Here is a 20,460-nt window from a genome sequence, read left to right as displayed (position 1 = left end):
ACCTACCAGGTAGTTTCTGCCTCCACGGTAATTGGGATTGGGAGGCATTCGGCGAAAGCGCGAAAGTCTGGTGCACTACGAACTACAAAGACCTTCTCTGGTTCCTTTTGACCACGGGTAATAGCTACCTGTCGATGCGACTCGTTGGTCGAAATTACGATGTCTGCTGTTGCATATGTAGACCTTTCAGCCAACCGCAGTCCATGATAAAATATATCACGTCGTTGATACTTAGCTTCATACATTTCAGGACTGAGGTCATGATGATCAAAAATAATGCGTATGCCATGAAATAATTTAAACCACCCTGCTACTAAAAAAAGTAAATCCGGTGGATTACAAATATGGATGACATCAAAACCACGCTCTCGCCAGACCCGTTGAGCTAGACGGAATTGCCAGTTAATTGCCCAGCTATACTCTCGAAGATACCCAATGACCGAACTTTCTTCTGGTGGTAGAGGATGACGATAGATGTGAATCTGCTCAATAACCTCATACTCTTTGTCAAAGCCATTACCTGTAGGTGAAATCACAGCAACTTCATATCCCGCTTTTTGCAAAGTAGTTGCTTCCATCCACACCCGTCGGTCAAAGGGAACTGGCAGGTTTTCAACGATAATTAGTACTTTTCTGGCTAATGGCATAATAATTTCAATTCTTAATTATTTAACGAAAACACTTGTCAATTGGAGAATCTGATTTTTCTACTCACAAAGTGGCTAGAGTAACCTGTGTATTTAGATTTTCGTGGTTTAGAGCCTTGGAATTACTAACTTTTTAGACTTAATTCAACATTTGAATTTAAGATTGAATGATATAAATCAAGAAAAGAAATCCAATGATTTTTGATATCAAGAGTAAAAACACTTTTTCTAGCCTTAACTCCCAGAGAAAGCCTCAAATTTTCATTTTCAATCAAAGATTTCAAAGAATTTGATAATTGCTCAGGATTACCTGGATTAACAATTAATCCATTTTCCAAATGAGTAACTATTTCAGGTATCCCTCCTACTGGTGTAACTATAACTGGTAACTCCCAAGCCATTGCTTCCAACATCGCTAATGGCAGGCCTTCATTATAAGATGGCAACAGAAAAACATCTGCTTGAGCTAGGAGAATGTCGCGTTCGTTTGACCCTATCCAACCAGGTAATTTTATATAATCTTCTAGATTTAATGTTGTAACTAAATTGCGTGCTTGTTCTACGTCTCCATCTCCTGCCATAATCAGACTCGCTCTAGTTCGATGTTGAATAGGCAAAAAAGAAATGGCTTTTATCAAGTCAAATGCTCCTTTGCGTTGCCCAATTCGTCCTAAAAAGAGTAAGTTAACTTTGCCAGATACTGAACGCTGTGGAAGTTCAGCAGGAATTTTTACTGGATTATAGAAAACTACAACTTGTTCTGGTTTCAGACCAAGATTTTCTATGTAAAAGCTTTTCCAACTTTCTGATAATACAATTAGCCTTTGACACTTCCTAAATATCCAACCTAGCAGTCGCTGCATAGATTTTGGTAGCCCGGCGTAGAACAAATGGAATTGACTTCCATGAGCATGTATTATTATTGGTTTGTGAAATACCCAAGCTAAAAGCATCATAATTGCTTGTCGTAAAATACTGCCACGCTGAGATATTTGAAGTTGAACAATATCAACTTCTTGCCTGAGTAATATCCAGATGAATTTCCATATAGCTTTCAAAAATACCATGATTTTTTTTGCTACATTTCCTTCTTCATGAGTAATGATATGACATATTTTAACTTCAGCAGGAGCATACTCCAAAAACAGCTTTTCGTAACCAGAAATTCCACCCTGTTGAAGTAAGCTAGGACCTAACATGGTAATTTTAAAAGGATTAGTTTCACTCATCAGTTTTAGATTTAATTTTACAAAAATTCTCAACTTTAACTTTAAACTCTTAAATTTTTAACTGTCCAGTATGTGTAGGGATTTGATTTTTAGAATTTTGTCTTAAAGGAAGATAGAGTTGACTTGATAATACAGCTGATACATAAAGTGTCCATTCAATTGAATTTTGCTCTATTAATGTAGTTTCAGTTAAGTTGGAAAAAGTAAGAACGGTTAAATAAATTAATAGCCATACATTATTTTCAAACATTTTATTTAACCGAATGAAATATATGGCTTTGAAAAAACTACTTAAGAATCCCGCTAGAAAAACTAAGACTCCTAGTAAACCCAAGGCTAACCAGAGATCCAAAAATCCATTGTGGGCACTAGGAGCAGGCCATCCTATTGACTCTTGTACATAAGTCGCAGCGGAAGTATCAGAGCCATACCAGAATGCTCCATAGCCATATCCAAGCAACGGTTTTTTCACAATCATCTCCAACACAGCAGGCCATATTTCTGAACGTCCAGTTAGTGTTGTATCCTTACCTACGCTTCCCAAAATTTGATCGGCGTATGTTACGAACCAAGCGTAAAAAGCTATACTTATAGTGCCTAGAAATGTCAAGGTAGGTATTAACGCTATATACCTAAAGCGTAAAATTCTGTGATATATGGGAAAAGCTCCTGTAACTATTACTAAATTCCCTAAAGACGTTGTTGAGCTTGAGAAGAACACAAGTATTGCAGAAGCAATATAGCCAAGCCATAAAACCCAGCGATTTTGCCGAGTAGTCATGGCAAGGAAGAAAAATATTGCTCCACTAACTACAAACCTCCTACCAAGAATATTCTTCTGTGCATATATTCCTCGCCAAGCACTTGCCTGTTCATCTCCTCCAATACCATATTGTGGGATCAAGAAAACAATTAGAAAACACGCTATTGCTGAGATACCAAGCATACAAGCACATAATTTCAGTTGTTCTTTTAAGGTGTAGCGTGAAGCTAGATAAACTCCAAACAATGTTGTTCCTATGAGACCAAAAACCCTACGTATAGTAGTATCTGAATCTAATGACCAAAAACTAGAAACTGCACATACTCCTATTAAGACCCAAAGAAGTCTATTTTTGCTAATAACGTAGATAACCTTCTTCCAGCGTAGAATAATCAATAAAAAAGCGACTAAATATGTAAAAGTGTAAAGCAGTCTAAATATTGTTCTATCAGCGTCTTGTAAGGTATTGCCATTAGTCAGGAATGGATCTAATGGAGTTCCTGAATAAATTATTAAGCAAATAACTGTAATTAGTTGTTCGGCAGAAAGTAAAAATTTTCTCATTGTTTGCAGTATGCATCATTAGTGGACACAGACAAGAGATTAAACACGTTGCCATTATGTAGTTGGTAGTTTCAGGTAATTTTAGCAAATACTTTGTTTTTTAGATTTATAATTAATGGCTTTTCCAAATAAGTATGAATTAAACATCCCATAGCTACTGCTATGACGATAGTTATAAATACAATGATATTGAAATTGGTAAGTTTGTATACTATCTCACTTTTCCTTACTAATGCATCCAAGATCTTACCTACATTGCTTAATAAAAAACCGTGTGTTAAATATATAGAATAGGAGGCATCTCCTAGATAAATTAAAATTAATGGTACATTTATCTTACTCGACATTTCTAAATATACAGAGCCAATAATAAGAAGGGTGAAGGGAAGGCCATAACCTACTAATGGGGGAATGCCTGATATATCAAATTCTCCATATTTTGTATTTATAACTGATAAGACCAACATAAAAATAGAAGCGTAAATTAATGAAGTTTTAAACTTAAATTTGGATTTAGAGATCGTATATGCAGCTAAACAACCTAGAACAAACTCTAGATTATGTTCGTCAAATATAAACATGAGCAGAAAATTTTTGCCAATTGGTAAAAGATTGAAGAGATTGAGAATTACAGCAGCGATCCAGGCAAAAATGATAACTCTGCAAATTTTTTTGTTGAACACAATTAGTGCTGCGAACAGACCGTAAAAAAAAATTTCATAACTCAGCGTCCAACTTACACCAATAAAATTAGTATTTAGAATAGCTGGGTCTTGGGGTAGTAATAAAAAAGCTTTTAAAAGTTCACCTGCACCTGTTGGATAAATTGTATCTTTATAATTTGTAAATATAGAAGCTAGAATTTTGCTAGTTAAAACAATCCAATACAAGGGATATATGCGAATAAACCTTTTGGAAATGAAAGATTTTAATTTATTTGGTTTACCAATATCATATTGATGAATATAAAATATAATAAATCCACTAAGTACGAAAAAGAAATCAACGCCTATCCAACCGAAATGAAATATTTGCAATAAGGTATTTTGGTCTAATTCGCGAGTGAGTATGCGATTACCATGAGATAGAACTACGAGGATAGCAGCAATACCACGGTATACTTGTAGCAAATTCAATTTTTTATTCATATGATTATGCAGGGTAGATTTTAAAAATTAGATTCATCATTTAATTCTGTAAATAGCTGAGTAACTATGTAAGTTTGTATTAATGTTCCACTTCTATTGACTAATATTGAGTATTGCTGACAGTCAGCTAGAGGTGCAGTTTATATGAGTTGCCAGTCTGTTACGCTGATGACGCAGTTGAACTGACAACACATCTTTTTTATACCTCAGTATACCAGGCAACTAACCCACTTCAGAGTGAGATTTCCTTATAAACAGCTGGTTGTGTTTTGGAATTTTTATTGAAAACAGAGCGAATTCGCTGTCTGATATCTTGAGGAATCAACCACATTGTTAAGTACAAGCATATATCTACTGGCCGAGGCTTGCCCCACCGTATAGCTTCCCACAATAAAGGAAAAAAAGCTTTCCAATCACCTACTAATGACGCAGAATGACTAACAATTGTTGCAATAAAACCTGAATAAGCTTTTGGTGTTACTAAATTACGGGTTGAACGAATCCAATCCAAGGAATATTTCCAATCATTGACGTTGCTCAAGCGCTTGATTCCCATTTCTGAATGCCAGATTGCCATAGCCTCAGGTACAAACTCTATTCGCACATTTTCCATTGCACTAACTCGGAGCAACCACTCCCAATCCTCGTGTCTGTAAAATTTTTCTTCCAAAGGCATTTTTTCCATTAACTCTTTTTTCACAAAAAGAGTGGAGGTTTGTATGCACCCTTCTCCTTTAAAAAAGGAGTTCCGAACAAAAAGATATTCACTTAAAGGTTCAGATACTTTAGGTAGTCTTCTTGGGCAAATAAATTCGCCTTTTGGGGTCTGAGAAATGAAACGACTGGTGACAACTGGAAAATCAGAATTGGAATTATTAGCTACTTCTAATTGACGTTCCAATTTTTGTGGTAGCCATTCATCATCATCATCTAAAAATGCTATCCAAGTTCCTTTCGCTTCCTTCACTCCAGTATTTCTAGCCCCTGATGGACCAATATTTTTTGCTAGTTCTATAACTCTCAGCCTGGGATCGCCTATCTGAGATAGTGCATCGACTGTTTGCCGATCTGGTCCGTCTACTATCACAATCACTTCAATTGACTGTAGTGTCTGACTTAATGCGCTTTTGACACCTCTGACAACAATTTGTGGTCTGTTGCGTGTAGGAATCACGACACTAACTATTGGTTGGTTACTTTCGTTTAACATTGCCAAACTTTGAGTTGTTGTTTTTTCTGCTTGAAGAATTTCCATATCGGCTGACTTTGATAATTTAATTGAATTGTGTTAGTTTAATTTTTTTAGTCATTGATTGTTTAAACCAAAAAATTTACGGATATAATCGATCATTTTCTTGCAATTTTTTCCCAGACAATATGGATTCCACCTAAAGCATGAATACTCAGAATATTAACTAATAAAATATAGCAGCAAGTTGCGATCGCCATAGTTAATAAGAAATTTAAATTAATTTTTTCTAAAACGATAAATACAGCTGCCATTGAGATACTGATTAGCACAGGAGAGCGAATAATTCGCCATAAATTCAACGGAAATATGAGAGTAGAAGTGAAGTAAATATACTGACTAAAAGCAATAAAACTCATTAACAAAGCCATTATTGCTGCACCAAGTAAGTTATATTTGGAAACTAATATCAGACCTAACAAACTTCCTAAAATAGTGTTGATGGCTACTTGACGCAAATTTACAACCTCAAAACCATTTGCTACAAGTAAAAAAGATAATGACTGATTGAAGGGAAGAAAAATTAATGATACGGCAATAATACTAAGAGCTAAACTTCCTTGGGCAAAGCTAGGATTATAAATAAAAGTTAGTAAGTTTTTACCAATAAACAGCAAACCAACAGATAAAGGTAATGCAATAATTAATAACAATTCAATACATTTTTCAATAATTTTTCGCTGGTTTTCCCGTCCTTGATTCACTGCTTTTGTTAACCCCGGAAACATTGCTATACATATACTATTCGCAACAATTAAAAATGGTTGGAATAATTGTATGATTCCACCATAGACACCAACTATAAACTCAGTTCCCGATAATGAAAGAATCAAAATTTGAATTCTGGCATTAACGACAGCTAGTCCTTCAATAGCAAAAAATGTACGCGCATTTTTTATTGTATTCCAGATAAAATCTCTATCAATTTGCCATTTTGTTTTGACTACTTTGGTGATTAAAATCCATTCAATACCCAGAATTACTGATTCTGAAATAACTAAAATTGCTGCTAAATAATCAATTCCATAATTTCTTTGCATTGCCCAGAGCATGATGAATAAACGTATTACATAGACTGGAACTGTAGCTAGGGCAATTAGATGCATCTTTTCTTTCGCTTGAAAAATCGCCTCAGTAATATTGGAAAGCGAAAAAGGAATGATTGTTAAACCCATGATGTAGCAAGCAGTAGAAGTTTCAGAAGTGTAGGGCAATAAAAATACTATGATTACCAAAACTACATAACTGAAGAAACTGAAAATTAACTGCAACCAGGTTCCACTTATTAAATAAAGTGATGTTTTTTCTGGTTCACGGGCTATTTCTCTCGTAAATAAAGTTTTTAATCCCTGTGAGGCAATGCTTACAAATATAAAGTAGTAGGTAAATGCCAGTAGATATTGTCCTAAGGCCTCAGCTCCTAATATGCGAGCAATAGACGCTGTTAACACAAAGGCTGTAATGCTTTGCGCTAAACGATTGACTATCATTGAGAGGGAATTACTTATTAGTTTACGGTTTTTTACCATATAGTAATCAGCTTAATTTTTGTTATTTTTGTTCCACTGATTTTCTGATGTTACAGTTACTTAATTTAAATAAAATCCAGAACTGTAAAAACCGTAAATGTCTGTAAATGAAATTCTCAATATTAAAAGATATAACTGAAGATAGTTTCTCTCAGATACTTGAAGGCTATGAGACATACCAAGCATTTATATTCGCTTTTTTCTGCGGTTTATTTTTGAAAAAATCTTTACCTGGAACTAAAAACTGATATGTGAGTTTTGCGAGTTTTGCTTTTTTAGACAAGTAACTGAGACACGAAGTATCTAAATAATTTTAAGTTCAGCAAAAAGTATGCTTTGTGGAGTTTTGATAATCGTTTTGGTACTTAATCGCATTATCTCAACTCAACCACAGCAACTTATTTACTTTTAGTATGCACCTTCCTTTTTCAAAACCACCATAACTGTTTTGAGGAGAATTTCAAAGTCTAAACTAAGAGACCAATTTTCTATGTAGCTCATATCCAGGGCTATTACTTGTTCAAAATCTAAAATATTTGAACGACCTGAGACTTGCCAAAGGCCTGTAACACCAGGTAAAACTTCGTGTCGAATAAAATGATGTTCAGAAAACTTATCTACATCTCTAGTTGGTAAAGGACGAGGCCCGACTATACTCATTTCTCCAAAGATCACATTAAAGAGTTGGGGTAATTCATCTAAACTGTAACGACGGAGAAATTTTCCAACACGAGTAATGCGAGGATCGTCTTTTATTTTGAAAATAATCCCATCTTTTGTCTCATTTAAAGCTTCTAGTTCCTTCTGTAATTTCTCTGCATCAGATCTCATGGTTCTGAATTTCCATACTTTGAACTGTTTTCCATGTAGACCTATACGAGTTTGCTTATAAAATACAGTGCCTGGAGAATCTAGTTTTATAGCGATCGCTATGGACATATAGACAGGGAAGGTTAACATTACGAATAAAGCGGCAAAGCAAAAATCACAAATACGCTTTATCCAGAAGTCTTTACCTGTAATTATCGGACAATCCAAACTCAGACAAGGCATTCCTCCTACTTTATTAAATTCTACGTTTCTATAAATTGGTTTTAATTCCATTGGTACAATGTGTACTTGTATACCTGATGCTTGAAATAACCAGCACAAAAACATCCTATTCTTCAAAGCATCCCAAGATATAAAAACTTCTGTTACACCTAGCTGATTAAGTTGACTCAATGTTTGTTGACGTTGATATCTATCTAATGAATTAGCATTTGCTGTTCCAGATACAATGTAGTGCTTCTCCTTTTTTATGAAGCTAGCAATTTGCTCGTGGTCTTGGGGATCAGAGATAATGAATACAGAAGAACGGACTATTTTCTTTTGTTTACGGAGATATTCCAGAACTAGATTTACACTATATCTACCAGTGCAAACAAAAAATGTACTGAACAACCAAGACAACACTATTAACCTGGGACTTGTAATATCTATAATGGGCTGGTATATCAAACAAACAAATAGTATTAATCCATGAGCAAAGGTCAGTGATTTAATAATATTCAGATAGTCATAACGTTTTTGACCCTCTCGATAAATACCTTCGAGAGCTAGCGATCCTATTTGAATACTAATAGTTATTAATATTGGTAAATAATGGCTTGATATGTCCCAATAAGAAGATTGATATCCAGCTAAAATCCAAGCTAATGATAAAAGAGTCCAATCTACTAAAAATAGTGTTGTCAGTCTCAGCCACCACGAACCTTTGCGTACTCTCACAAATGCAGATGCACGTAGATCCAAAGGTACTTCACTCAATTTGTTTGTTGCAATACTTTGATTACTCATAGTTAGTAACACTTGGTGTCTTTAAAGTTGAATGGAAATATATGCAAGTGGTGTATCTCACATTTCTTTGAAACAAACCTGACCTTCTTAGTTGACTATCAATCTACTTTCTCAGACTAAAGTTAATTTTTCGATCAAAAATATCTTTCAGTGTCTCAGTGTGAACACTACCCAAATTTTCAGCATTTTTTACAAGTTAGAATGAAACTTTGGGCTTTAATGTAAAGGTAAGGATTTTGTCTTAATTTAACTATAATTCAATGAAGTTCCTGACATTAATGATTGGATATGCCAGGTAAGGATATCAGACTTTGTAATTTGCGTAATACATTCAATGGTTCGCCAAAGCTCTTTCACAAATATGGGGTTGCAGAAAAAATTATACCCCTTAAGAAATTCATGTAGTATGTTTAGCTAGAGTTTTTCAGTTTTGCTTAAAGGCTTTTTGCTTGTTTACGCATAATTACTGATTAAAAAAACATACAGACATAACATATAACGAAATGCATCAAAATTGTTGAATTTTGTTACAAAATTTTACATAACTTTGAAATGTGACTAGATTTGTGTCATTTTTTGGACATTGGAATAGACAATAGATGGCAAATTCAAGAAAAACCAAGCGTTGCGTGAATTAAGGCATCACTTTTGTTAAGAGAGCATCCTGTCCGCTGGAAAATGTCATAAGCAAGACGCGTGTCTCAGAAAACCAATAAAATTGTTCCGCAAATTATGAAACACCGAAAATGAGTCTTAAGGAATTGAAGCAGTATAAAGTATGCCTGAGACGTATAAACCTTGTTATATGTGCATTATAGACATTTTACTCCTTTTGAAAATCAATTATTTTGGCTACTTTTTACATTCAGATTACATTTTGCCCTGATTTAATGTTGTCTATCAGAAACTACGAGTTCACACAATTGATTGCGTATGTAAAAATTTTAGTAAATTTCCGTAATTATCGCAGCTAGTCATACTAAGGCTTTACAGTAATTTTACACAGAAAGAAATACAATGAAGATTCAGTAATAATTATTTCTTTCTTCAATCAGTCAATATTAAAAAGGATAAAGTCATTCCAGTATTATATTTGCTACAATTACGTCACTAAAAGTAGTAATTTAGTTTTGAAGTAAAATTCAAGCATTCATTTATTTCTAATTAGTCATATAGTGTATCATTAGAACATAAAATATTAAATCAATAACAAAGTATGGGAATTTAAAACTAAATGTAAATTGATTTTATATATTTGATAAATACGATTTTCGAAGAAAATATCGAATTATAATTTCAGATAAAAACAGACATTTAAATTAAAACTCATAAGTTTATGCTATTACTAAAACCTTGAAAAATTTGTTTTTTTCTCGGTGCAGCTTTTACTGTCTTGACAAAAAAACTATAATATAGCAAAACAATACAAATAATTAAGTAATATAAATCTATCGTGATTATTATCAAAAAAATATAAATTTTTGCTTTAGCAAAAGCATAACTGTAACTAGAGACTTTAGTAAGTTTTTGATATATAGAAAATGCAGATAAACAGTCATACTTCAGAAGATAAAGAAAATATTCCTTTAGATACCTTAACTAATATTTTTGGCACTGAAGTTATACAGGAATGGAGTGATAGTGGGTCAATTGCTGGTAATTTGTGTATCCATCAAATGTTTGAGATGCAAGTAGAGCGATCGCCTCAAGCAATTGCTGTAGTATTTGAAAATACGCAACTTACATATCAGCAGTTAAATCAACGAGCAAATCAGCTAGCACACTACCTGCGTACTTTAGGCGTTGGACCAGAAGTACTTGTGGGTATTTGTTTAGAGCGCTCCTTGGAGATGGTTGTAGGGCTGTTGGGAATTCTCAAAGCTGGAGGCGCTTATGTACCTTTAGATCCATCATATCCAAAAGAGCGTTTAGCTTTCATCTTGGAAGATACACAAACACCAGTGTTGCTAACCCAAGAGAAATTGGTTAAGAACCTACCAGCACATCAGGCACAAGTGATTTGCCTGGACTTGCTTTTGCAAGAAAACACCGAAAATAGCCAAGATAATCCTGTAAATCAGACCACACCTGATAATTTAATTTATGTAATCTACACATCTGGTTCTACAGGACAGCCCAAAGGTGTAATGATTCCTCACCGTGGAATCTGCAATCAATTGTACTGGCGGCAAACAACCTTTAGATTAACCCAGGCAGACAAAGTTTTACTGACTATTTCTTTTAGTTTTGACCCCTCAGTCTGGCAGATATTCTGGCCCTTGTGCTTTGGAGGGCAATTAATTATGGCTCGCCCTGGTGGACATCAAGACACTGCCTATCTTGTAAAAGTGATTGTCGAGGAGCAAATTACTGTCCTAGCCTTAGTGCCCTCGATACTGCGTGTTTTACTCGAAGAAAAGGGAATTGAAAAAGCCAGATTTCTTAGACACGTTACCTGCGGTGGTGAAGCTTTACCTGGCGAACTCATAGAGCAGTTTTTTACTCAATTAAATTTGGACAATGTTTTACACAATTGTTACGGGCCGACAGAAGCTTCCATCGATACTACTTTCTGGACTTGCCAACGAGGCATTAATTACACCATTGCTCCCATTGGTCGCTCCATTACCAATGCACAGATTTACATCCTTGATGAAAATTTACACCCTGTGCCTGTTGGTGAATCAGGTGAACTGTATATTGGCGGTATTGGTTTAGCGCGGGGCTATCTTAACCGTCCAGAATTGACCAAAGAGAAGTTTATTATCGATCCTTTTAGCTCTGAAAAAGGGGCACGCCTTTACAGAACTGGGGACTTGGCACGTTACAACAGCGATGGTAATGTCGAGTTTGTTGGTCGCATTGACCACCAAGTGAAAATACGCGGTTTCCGGATTGAATTGGGAGAAATTGAAGCTGTACTCAGCCAACATCCGGCACTGACGCAGACTTTAGTCATAGCTAGAGAAGATGTTCCTGGCGATAAGCAACTGGTGGCATATATCGTTGCTAACCCAAAGGAAATTCCTACTCAGGTTGAATTATGGCGGTTTTTGCAAGGTCGGCTGCCTGCATATATGATGCCTGCCTCATTTGTATTTTTGGATACTCTGCCATTAAATCCTAATGGTAAGATAGACCGCCGTGCTTTGCCTGCACCTGATATATCTGACCTGAGTCTATCAAGTAACTTTGTCCCACCCCAGAATCCCACAGAAGAAGTCTTAGCTAGCATCTGGGCAAAAGTTCTGCGTTTGGAACAAATAGGTATCCACAACAATTTTTTTGAATTGGGAGGTCATTCACTGCTGGCTACTCAAGTGATGTCTCGAATTCGCCAAGCCTTCGGCATAGAAATAGCATTGCAAGTTTTGTTTGAGAATCCCACGATCGCTAATTTAGCTCAAGCAATCCCTCAAAACCAAATTCCAGAAAATAATCCCCAAAACCAAACCATTCCCCAAATAGGCCACCGGGAATCAGCCCCCTTATCTTTTGCCCAGCAGCGAGTCTGGTTTTTGGAGCAGTTGGAACCCAACAGCCGTGCATATATCATCTCCGATGCACAGCGGTTAAGGGGCGAATTAAATGTAGGTGTATTGCAACAAGCACTAGACGCGATCGTTGTTCATCACGAAGCACTGCGAACAAACTTTATTAAATCACCCGATGGTAGCCCCATACAAGTAATTAGTAAGCCCCGGCCAGTCGAACTCAAGGTCATTAAAGTCACGCAGGAGCAAGCAGAATTTCTCCTGACTCAAGAAGCGCAACCCCCCTTCAACTTAGAATCTGACTTAATGTTGCGGGCTACTTTGCTGCAAATAGAGGAACATGAGCAAATACTCCTGTTGGTCATGCACCACATCGCCTCAGATGGTTGGTCAATGGGTATTCTCTGGCAGCAGTTAGTAGCTGTTTATGAAGCTTTTTTAAATGGTAAGCCTTCTCCTTTAGCAAAATTACCCATTCAATATGCCGATTTTGCTGTTTGGCAACATCAATGGTTATCAGGTGAAGTCCTTTCTAGTCAAATAAACTACTGGAAAACTCAGTTAGCAAGTGCTAATAGTGTACTGGAATTGCCTACTGACCGACCACGACCACCAGTCCAAACTTACCAAGGGGCGGCTCAATCATTAATGCTACCCCAAGGCTTGAGTGCATCACTCACAGAACTCTCGCGTCAGGAAGGTGTCACCTTATTTATGACCTTGCTGGCGGCCTTTGGAACCATACTGCATCGCTACAGTGGGCAAGAAGATATTCTCATTGGTTCTCCCATTGCTGGACGTAACCGTTCTGAAATTGAAGGGTTGATTGGATTTTTCATTAATACTGTGGTTTTACGGACTGATTTTTCCGGTAACCCCAGTTTTCGTTCCGTGCTGAGTCGAGTCCGCCAGATGGCTTTAGGTGCTTATGCCCATCAAGATATGCCCTTTGAGAAACTGGTAGAAGAACTGCAACCAGAACGGGATACCAGCCGCAACCCACTGTTTCAAGTGTGGTTTAATATGCTCAACTTGAGGGACATCCAACTGGAAATACCTGGGGTGGCTGTAGAACCAATCCTGATGCTAGAAACGGCTTCTAAGTTTGACTTAACTCTCTATGTTACAGAGCATAACCAGGGAATCAAGCTTGATTTAGTCTACAATACCGATCTGTTTACTTCAGAGCGGATGATGGAAATGCTGCATCAATTCCATCATTTATTGAATCAAATTGTTGCTGCTCCAGAAAATCAGATTAGTTTGTATTCTCTTGTCACACCACAAGCCCAATTTTTGCTGCCAGAACCAAGGGCGGTGTTGCCAGAACCAGAGTACGAACTGGTAACAACAATGTTTACCTTTTGGGTAAACTCCGCACCAGAATATTCCGCACTTCGTCAAGGATCTCGCACTTGGAACTATGGGGAATTGGGCAAAATAGCTCAAGATTTAGCAGAGGTTTTATTATCCCAGGGAGTCCAGCGGGGAGATGTGGTAGCGGTATTTGGGACGCGCAGCTTTGGACTGATTGCAAGTATGACGGCTGTACTTTTGAGTGGCGGTGTGCTATTGACACTCGATCCGAAACTGTCTACGGATACCTTCGGTGGGCTATGCCAACGCCATCAGCTGATGCTAAGAGAAGCTAAAGCTAAATACATATTATATATAGATAGTCAGACCCAAGTAGACAGGGGCATAGCTGAATCTTTAATCAGTATCTGTGTAAACCCAGATACAGGAAAAATTATCAATTCACCCCAGGGCAGTACTCAAACTGTAACCTTGCCCCAAATCAACGGTAACGATGCAGCTTATATTTTCTTTACTTCTGGCACCACTGGCGTACCTAAGGGTGTGCTGGGCTGTCACAAAGGAATGGCACATTTTCTCAACTGGCAGCGGCAGACATTTAAAATTGGTCAACAAGATCGTATTGCCCAATTGACAGGTCTTTCCTTTGATGTCGTTCTCAGGGATATTTTCTTACCTTTAACAAGTGGTGCAACTCTGTGTTTGCCAGAAGAAGGGGATAACTTAGAACCAACTAAAATTCTGCGTTACTTGGAAGATGAGCAAATTTCTGTGTTGCACACGGTTCCTTCTTTGGCACAATCTTGGTTAGCCAATGTGCCCTCAGGAGTTTCTCTGCGTAACTTACGCTGGTTATTTTTTGCTGGAGAACCTCTCAAGGAAACACTTGTACTTCGGTGGCGCGATGCTTTCCCAGAATCAGGGGAAATTGTCAATCTGTATGGGCCGACGGAGACAACTTTGGCCAAGTGTTATTACCGAATACCTGTTGAGTGTACGCCAGGAGTACAGCCAGTAGGATCGTCATTACCAGAAACCCAAGCACTAGTTTTCACTCCGAATCATCAACCGTGCGGCATTGGCGAACCGGGCGAAATTGTAATTAGGACTCCATTTCGGAGCTTGGGCTACATCAATGCCGAGCAAGAAAACCGTTCTCGGTTTGTTAAAAATCCTTTTGGAAATGACGAAGAAGATTTGCTGTATTATACAGGCGATCGCGGTTGCTATCGTCCAGATGGTTCTCTAGAAATTCTCGGTCGCCAAGATCATCAAGTCAAAATCCGTGGCATACGTATTGAGCCAGGGGAAATTGAGACGGTGTTAGCCCAACACCCAGATGTACTCCAGACTGTAGTAATTGCGCGTGAAGATGTTCCTGGAGATCTACGTTTAGTTGCTTACATGATCCCAAATCACGACTCAGTAACCACAGTCAGTGAAATCCGCCGCTTCCTCTCGACAAAGCTACCACAGTACATGATACCTTCAGCTTTCGTCTTGCTGGACACCATGCCCCTAACTGCCAACGGCAAGGTAGACCGCCGCGCCCTACCAGCACCGGACTTATCAAAACAACAACCAGAAGCAACTTTTGTTGCTCCCCGCAATCAAGTGGAACGCCAGTTAACAGAGATTTGGCAACAAGTTTTAGGTGTCAAGCCCATTGGCGTTCAAGATAACTTCTTTGAATTAGGAGGGCATTCCTTACTGGCAGTAAAATTATTTTGGCAAATTGAGAAGACATTTAATCAAAATCTGCCGCTTGCTATTCTTTTCCAGTCAAGTACTGTAGAGGCTTTAGCCAAAATTATCTGCCAACAAGAAGATTTAGCGACGAACAAAGCTTCAGTAAAAGAGAAATCAAGAGCTACTTGGTCATCCGTGGTAGAAATTCAACCCAATGGTTCCAAGCCACCTTTCTTCTGTGTTCACGGGCTTGGTGGAGAAGTCTTGTGTTTCCGTGAGTTGGCACAACATTTGGGTTCCGAACAACCATTTTACGGACTACAACCACGGGGACTAGATGGAAAACATCCTTTCCATACCCGCGTTGAAGATATGGCCGCGCACTACATTCAAGAAATTAAGATTCTTCAACCGAATGGCCCTTATTTTCTCGGAGGTTATTCTTTTGGAGGTGCGGTTGCTTTTGAGATGGCTCGACAACTCCATGAAAAAGGTGAAGAAATTGGTATTCTAATTATCCTTGATAGTTGTCGTCTTGGTTATAGCTGGCGATCGCCATTTTTTAAGCGCATTTTCTTGCATTTAAAAAATATCCTTCAACAAGGAGTTGGCTACCTTTGGCAAAAGATTGTGAAATGGAGCTATTGGAATAAGTCGCGTCTCCAAAATACATATAAACGTTACTTGGAAGCCACACTTGATTTACCTGAAACTGACAAACACTTAAAAAGTATAGACATTAATACCCAAGCTATTAGTCAATATACTTACCCAGTTTACGCTGGTCGGGCTATCCTGTTGCGGACTGAAGACCAGAACCGAGGCGAAGGTATAGGCATACAATACGATCCTCAATTTGGTTGGGGTGGCATAGTTGCTGGAGGATTAGATATACATTATATTCCCGGTTCTCACCTTTCTCTACTTCGCGAACCTGACGTACAGGTGTTAGCTGAAACATTGAGAAATTGTTTAATACAAGCTCAGTCTTAAAAACATTAATCAACTCCATTGTGGCAATACCTTAAGTCAAATCAAATTTATTCCATTGCTGAGATCCTCTTTTTTTCATAGATGAGAATCTCAGCTTTTTTATACTCTTGGGAATTTAGCAATAAAGTTCATACTATCTTTCAAAATATTGGGATATTTATCGAGAAAATTCTGAACTTTTTGCTTTTGGCTATCATCGACAAACAAATTATAGCTTTCTACAAACTTAAAACTTCCTACCAGATATTTAGCTCCTAATTTTGCTCTAGATAAAATATACTCTTCAGTAACATCACTATGGTTAATGAGCCATCCTTTTCTATGTGATAAATAAAGTAATGTTGGGTCACTAGCGGTCGTAGCAATTATTAGTGACTTAGGCTCAGTATTTTGTTTTACTTGCTGTGCTAATTGAAAAACAGCCGATTTTTCTATTCTTTCTTTGAACATATAATCAATAGTATAAATGACAGAGCCAGCAGCTATAGTTAAACATAGGCACGCTACTATAGCTCTTTTATAATTAACTTGCACAGTAGCTTTAGCCAAGTAATGGCTACAAGCTTTACCCATGAATACCACTCCAGGAAGCATAAATTGAAGTTGATAATATTCATGAACTAAACTGGTAACAGGTACTAAAATCCAAGTTAAGATTACTGAAATTAACCAAATATCTAATACATATTCTTGTCTAGTTTTTTTAGGAATCAATAAACCTAATATAAATATGGGAAAGCCAAAAATCGCAAAATGTCTAACAGCAGTTCTAAATAATATTTGTGTCCAAAAATTCCATGTGAGTACAATATTATAGTTATATCTATTGGTTGAACCTGACCAAAAACCAAAGGTATTGCCATACTCTAAAAATAGTTGATGAGCATGGTAATACCAAATAGCTACAGATATTAATATTAAAATGCTATAAATCCATAGAGATATTTGAGAAAAAACTCTGATACCGTATTTAGTCCAAGCTAAGTAAAAAAGTGGTATTCCTAAATATATTATTGGTAAAACTTTGATTAAACAGGCTAAGGCGACAAAGCTACCTGATAAAATTAAATCTTGTTGTTTTTCTGAGTCCAGCCAATTAATGAAATAGTAGATACCGATAACTGAACACATCAACAGCAGCGACTCTGGTTGAAACGTTCTACTATAATAAACATTCAAAGGTAAAATTACAAAAAATAAACAAGACCAAAATGCAATTTTTTTATTTAAAATTTTAACAACAAGCTGATAAAGAAAGTTAAGAGCTACTAAAAAACAAATACCTGATATTAATCTACCCCAAAATTCTGAAACTCCAAAAAGTTTGTAAATAAGAGCAACAATAAATGAATAAATGGGAAACTCAGTTTCGCAATAGCCAGGTGAATTACCTCCCCAGTCAATTTGAGGATAAAATAAGTTAAAACCATTCTCATAAAAATTTCTGGCTATTGCTGCGGTATCTGATTGACGCCAGGAATGAATACCGATTATTGGTGAATTAATATTGTAAACTCTTAAAGCGATCGCTAAAATTAATAGGAACAGTAGAGGCGAGTTATTAGACGTACTTTTTACGCTTTGATTTTGCATATGGCTAATTTTATTTAACTCATGATTAATCGCTGCAAACCTATTTTTAGCAACCAAAAATACATTTTATGCAATTATCCTACCCAACGGTTGTTGCCCCAACGATACCATTGTTCGATTAGTCCTAAGGCAGAAATTAGGATGCACCCGTAAAGAAATTCTTGTGTTTTTGGAGTATCAAGATGGTCTATTACCATACCAAATGCAATAAAAAAGAAGGGTGTTGCAAACACAAATCTTGCGAGGCTATAGAGATAATCCGAAGCCGCTAAAAATCCAATGGCTGCATTGGCTATACAAATAAATAAGCAAAAAAAGAACACATAATTTGTTTGCAGTTTGACAATGTTTGGAGTTACAGATTGAGGAGTCAGCTTACCAGTTTTGGCTAACTGCCAAGAACGGATAGAATAAATAAAAATCGCTATGGGAGGATAAAAAAGGGTTATCCATAGTAGAGGATGTTTAGGTACATACAGCAAAATCTTCTTGCGTTTGCTATGAAAGTAAATGAGGATCAGCACCAAGAATAATAGGATAAATGGAAAATACAGACCATGTAGATCGTTTAACAAGGATCTGGGAAACAACAGAAATAATGGTCGTAACTTTAGAGTTCTTCCCCACTCGACTTGAGCTTTAAACGGAGTCCAAAAGTTTCCTGTTGATAATAAACAATAGACGCCGTAAATTGAATAACCGACAATGGCGCATATAGCAATTAATCCAGTGGGTATAGCGTATTTTTTCCATTCCCTAATTTGAGAATAAGTTTTAGACTCTAAATGGCTTCCTAAAAATACACAAAATAACGCACTAAATGAAGCAAAGAGAAGTTGCACTAAACTCGGTCTAGACAAAGACATTGTAATGACAGATACTGCTAAGACACCATTCCAAAAAACAGAATTTGAAAATAAAAGAGCTACTACGCTAATAATTGCCCAAAGCGAAAATAAGCTTTCCGTGTAGCCAATACTATGGAAAATAGAATTGGGATTAATAACGTAAAGTATAAGAATGATAAAGCTTACTCTTTGTGACTTAATTACTTTTTGCAAGACATATAAGACGATAGGCAGTGACAAGACAAAAAGCATGTTACAGACTACAAAAGCATATCGAAGACCAATAAGGGGATTCTCTGGAGCAAACAAACGATTTATTTGAGACCAGAGTGGATAGAATGTTTGACAACGAGGCTGGAAACCCAAATTAACATAATGAATCGCATCCCAGTACTGAAACTCTTTTCCTTCTTGTACTGCTAATTTTGCAATTCCATCCGCTGAAAGAACTAGACCTATACTACTGCAAACAACATAAAACAGGAGAGCAATAATAATTTGCTTCCAAAAGGAAAAACGAACTAAGCTTTCCATCTAAAATCTAGCAATTATAACGCGGATACTTTATTTATAATCGTACTATTTGGCATACATAATATTAATTTTTTTATACATTTAAATATTAAAATCCGAGTCGATCGCTAAAGAAAGAGCTAGCTGATAGAGTTGGCGACGAGGCATAGAAGTTACTTTTGCTAATTGACGGCTAGCTTGCGATCGCGATATTCCTTGACTAATTAATTGTTTCAATTCGGCTTTTAATTCCTCTTGTGTTAATTGGATCTGACTCGGTGCAATTCCGGCAACAACTAGGGTATATTCACCTTGGGGTTCTCGTTGTTTGTAGTGGGCCATCGCTTCGGCAATTGTTCCCCGCCAAAATTCCTCATACAATTTAGTTAACTCCCGTGCGAGTACGATTTGGCGATCGCTTCCCAAAATCTCTGCTAAGTCTTGTAAAGTATCTTGCAAACGGTGAGGCGATTCGTAGAAAATTAATGTGCGAGATTCTGTTTGCAAAGATTCTAAATGTTCTCGTCGCTGTTGACTTTTTGCTGGGAGAAAACCTTCAAAAACAAACCGATCTGTTGGTAGTCCAGCTGCACTCAAAGCTGTAATTGCTGCACTCGCACCAGGAATAGGAACTACAGAAATCCCCGCTTCAATACAAGCTTTGATCAATTCATATCCAGGATCGGAAATTCCCGGCATTCCAGCATCACTAACCAGAGCGATCGCTTTATCATTCGCCAAATATTGTAATAATTCTGGAATGCGACTGGTACGATTATGCTCGTGGTAACTTACTTGGGGTGTCTTAATTTCAAAATGCTGTAGCAATTTCCCTGTGTGGCGCGTGTCTTCCGCAGCAATAATATCCACAGTTTGCAAAATTCGCACAGCCCGAAAAGTTATATCTTCTAAATTGCCAATTGGTGTGCCAACGACGTAAAGTGTTCTTGGTTTGGGATCGGTTTGCATGAGTAAAAGTTAGGAGTTAGGAGAGACGCGATTAATCGCGTCTGTACGAAAGTTAATCGCGTCTGTACAAAAGTTA

General features: G+C 37.0%; 11 protein-coding genes. 1 reads left to right on the top strand and 10 read right to left on the bottom strand.

Features of this window, described 5'->3' with window-relative positions; all coding sequences use genetic code 11:
* Positions 1-2: 2 nt before the first annotated feature.
* The 7 genes from ACM0OY_RS09585 to ACM0OY_RS09555 form a co-directional block, all read right to left on the bottom strand.
* Positions 3-647: a glycosyltransferase gene (locus tag ACM0OY_RS09585; protein ID WP_414568638.1), complete on the bottom strand. Its 645-nt coding sequence runs from the start codon at positions 645-647 to the stop codon at positions 3-5.
* A 125-nt stretch (positions 648-772) separates the two neighbouring features.
* Positions 773-1,876 carry a glycosyltransferase family 4 protein gene (locus tag ACM0OY_RS09580; protein WP_414568637.1) on the bottom strand — a complete coding sequence of 368 codons (1,104 nt, stop codon included), beginning with the start codon at positions 1,874-1,876 and terminating at the stop codon, positions 773-775.
* 49 nt (positions 1,877-1,925) lie between these two features.
* Positions 1,926-3,203, bottom strand: a complete 1,278-nt coding sequence (locus ACM0OY_RS09575; RefSeq protein WP_414568636.1) for an O-antigen ligase family protein — start codon at positions 3,201-3,203, stop codon at positions 1,926-1,928.
* Positions 3,204-3,274: 71 nt separating this feature from the next.
* Positions 3,275-4,351 carry an acyltransferase family protein gene (locus tag ACM0OY_RS09570; protein WP_414568635.1) on the bottom strand — a complete coding sequence of 359 codons (1,077 nt, stop codon included), beginning with the start codon at positions 4,349-4,351 and terminating at the stop codon, positions 3,275-3,277.
* A gap of 232 nt (positions 4,352-4,583) precedes the next feature.
* Positions 4,584-5,606: a glycosyltransferase family 2 protein gene (locus ACM0OY_RS09565; protein ID WP_414568634.1), complete on the bottom strand. Its 1,023-nt coding sequence runs from the start codon at positions 5,604-5,606 to the stop codon at positions 4,584-4,586.
* Between the two features lie 92 nt (positions 5,607-5,698).
* Complete coding sequence (locus ACM0OY_RS09560) at positions 5,699-7,129, bottom strand: oligosaccharide flippase family protein (protein WP_414568633.1); 1,431 nt, start codon at positions 7,127-7,129, stop codon at positions 5,699-5,701.
* A gap of 408 nt (positions 7,130-7,537) precedes the next feature.
* A complete protein-coding gene (locus ACM0OY_RS09555) occupies positions 7,538-8,968 on the bottom strand; it encodes a sugar transferase (RefSeq protein WP_414568632.1) in 1,431 nt (476 codons plus the stop codon).
* A 1,541-nt stretch (positions 8,969-10,509) separates the two neighbouring features.
* Here ACM0OY_RS09555 and ACM0OY_RS09550 point away from each other — a divergent pair.
* Positions 10,510-16,461: an amino acid adenylation domain-containing protein gene (locus tag ACM0OY_RS09550; RefSeq protein ID WP_414568631.1), complete on the top strand. Its 5,952-nt coding sequence runs from the start codon at positions 10,510-10,512 to the stop codon at positions 16,459-16,461.
* A 99-nt stretch (positions 16,462-16,560) separates the two neighbouring features.
* Here the strand turns inward: ACM0OY_RS09550 and ACM0OY_RS09545 are convergent, their stop codons facing one another.
* The 3 genes from ACM0OY_RS09545 to rsmI all read right to left on the bottom strand — a co-directional run bounded on the left by ACM0OY_RS09545 (position 16,561) and on the right by rsmI (position 20,384).
* Positions 16,561-18,111 carry an ArnT family glycosyltransferase gene (locus tag ACM0OY_RS09545; protein WP_414568630.1) on the bottom strand — a complete coding sequence of 517 codons (1,551 nt, stop codon included), beginning with the start codon at positions 18,109-18,111 and terminating at the stop codon, positions 16,561-16,563.
* A gap of 17 nt (positions 18,112-18,128) precedes the next feature.
* Positions 18,129-19,436, bottom strand: a complete 1,308-nt coding sequence (locus ACM0OY_RS09540) for a mannosyltransferase family protein (RefSeq protein WP_414568629.1) — start codon at positions 19,434-19,436, stop codon at positions 18,129-18,131.
* Between the two features lie 81 nt (positions 19,437-19,517).
* The gene (gene rsmI / locus ACM0OY_RS09535; RefSeq protein ID WP_414568628.1) at positions 19,518-20,384 is read right to left on the bottom strand and encodes a 16S rRNA (cytidine(1402)-2'-O)-methyltransferase; all 867 of its coding nucleotides are present in this window, start codon (positions 20,382-20,384) and stop codon (positions 19,518-19,520) included.
* Positions 20,385-20,460: the final 76 nt, after the last annotated feature.

The sequence above is a fragment of the Nostoc sp. CCY 9925 genome (genome assembly GCF_963920935.1).
Lineage (GTDB): Bacteria > Cyanobacteriota > Cyanobacteriia > Cyanobacteriales > Nostocaceae > Nostoc.
This window is presented reverse-complemented; position numbering and strand designations above follow the sequence as displayed.

What these genes read in the sequence shown, in the direction of transcription:
- ACM0OY_RS09585 (WP_414568638.1), bottom strand. Translation starts at nt 647, where the DNA reads ATGCCATTAGCCAGAAAAGTACTAATTATCGTTGAAAACCTGCCAGTT.
- rsmI (WP_414568628.1), bottom strand. Translation starts at nt 20,384, where the DNA reads ATGCAAACCGATCCCAAACCAAGAACACTTTACGTCGTTGGCACACCA.
- ACM0OY_RS09550 (WP_414568631.1), top strand. Translation starts at nt 10,510, where the DNA reads ATGCAGATAAACAGTCATACTTCAGAAGATAAAGAAAATATTCCTTTA.
- ACM0OY_RS09560 (WP_414568633.1), bottom strand. Translation starts at nt 7,129, where the DNA reads ATGGTAAAAAACCGTAAACTAATAAGTAATTCCCTCTCAATGATAGTC.
- ACM0OY_RS09555 (WP_414568632.1), bottom strand. Translation starts at nt 8,968, where the DNA reads ATGAGTAATCAAAGTATTGCAACAAACAAATTGAGTGAAGTACCTTTG.
- ACM0OY_RS09570 (WP_414568635.1), bottom strand. Translation starts at nt 4,351, where the DNA reads ATGAATAAAAAATTGAATTTGCTACAAGTATACCGTGGTATTGCTGCT.
- ACM0OY_RS09565 (WP_414568634.1), bottom strand. Translation starts at nt 5,606, where the DNA reads ATGGAAATTCTTCAAGCAGAAAAAACAACAACTCAAAGTTTGGCAATG.
- ACM0OY_RS09575 (WP_414568636.1), bottom strand. Translation starts at nt 3,203, where the DNA reads ATGAGAAAATTTTTACTTTCTGCCGAACAACTAATTACAGTTATTTGC.
- ACM0OY_RS09540 (WP_414568629.1), bottom strand. Translation starts at nt 19,436, where the DNA reads ATGGAAAGCTTAGTTCGTTTTTCCTTTTGGAAGCAAATTATTATTGCT.
- ACM0OY_RS09580 (WP_414568637.1), bottom strand. Translation starts at nt 1,876, where the DNA reads ATGAGTGAAACTAATCCTTTTAAAATTACCATGTTAGGTCCTAGCTTA.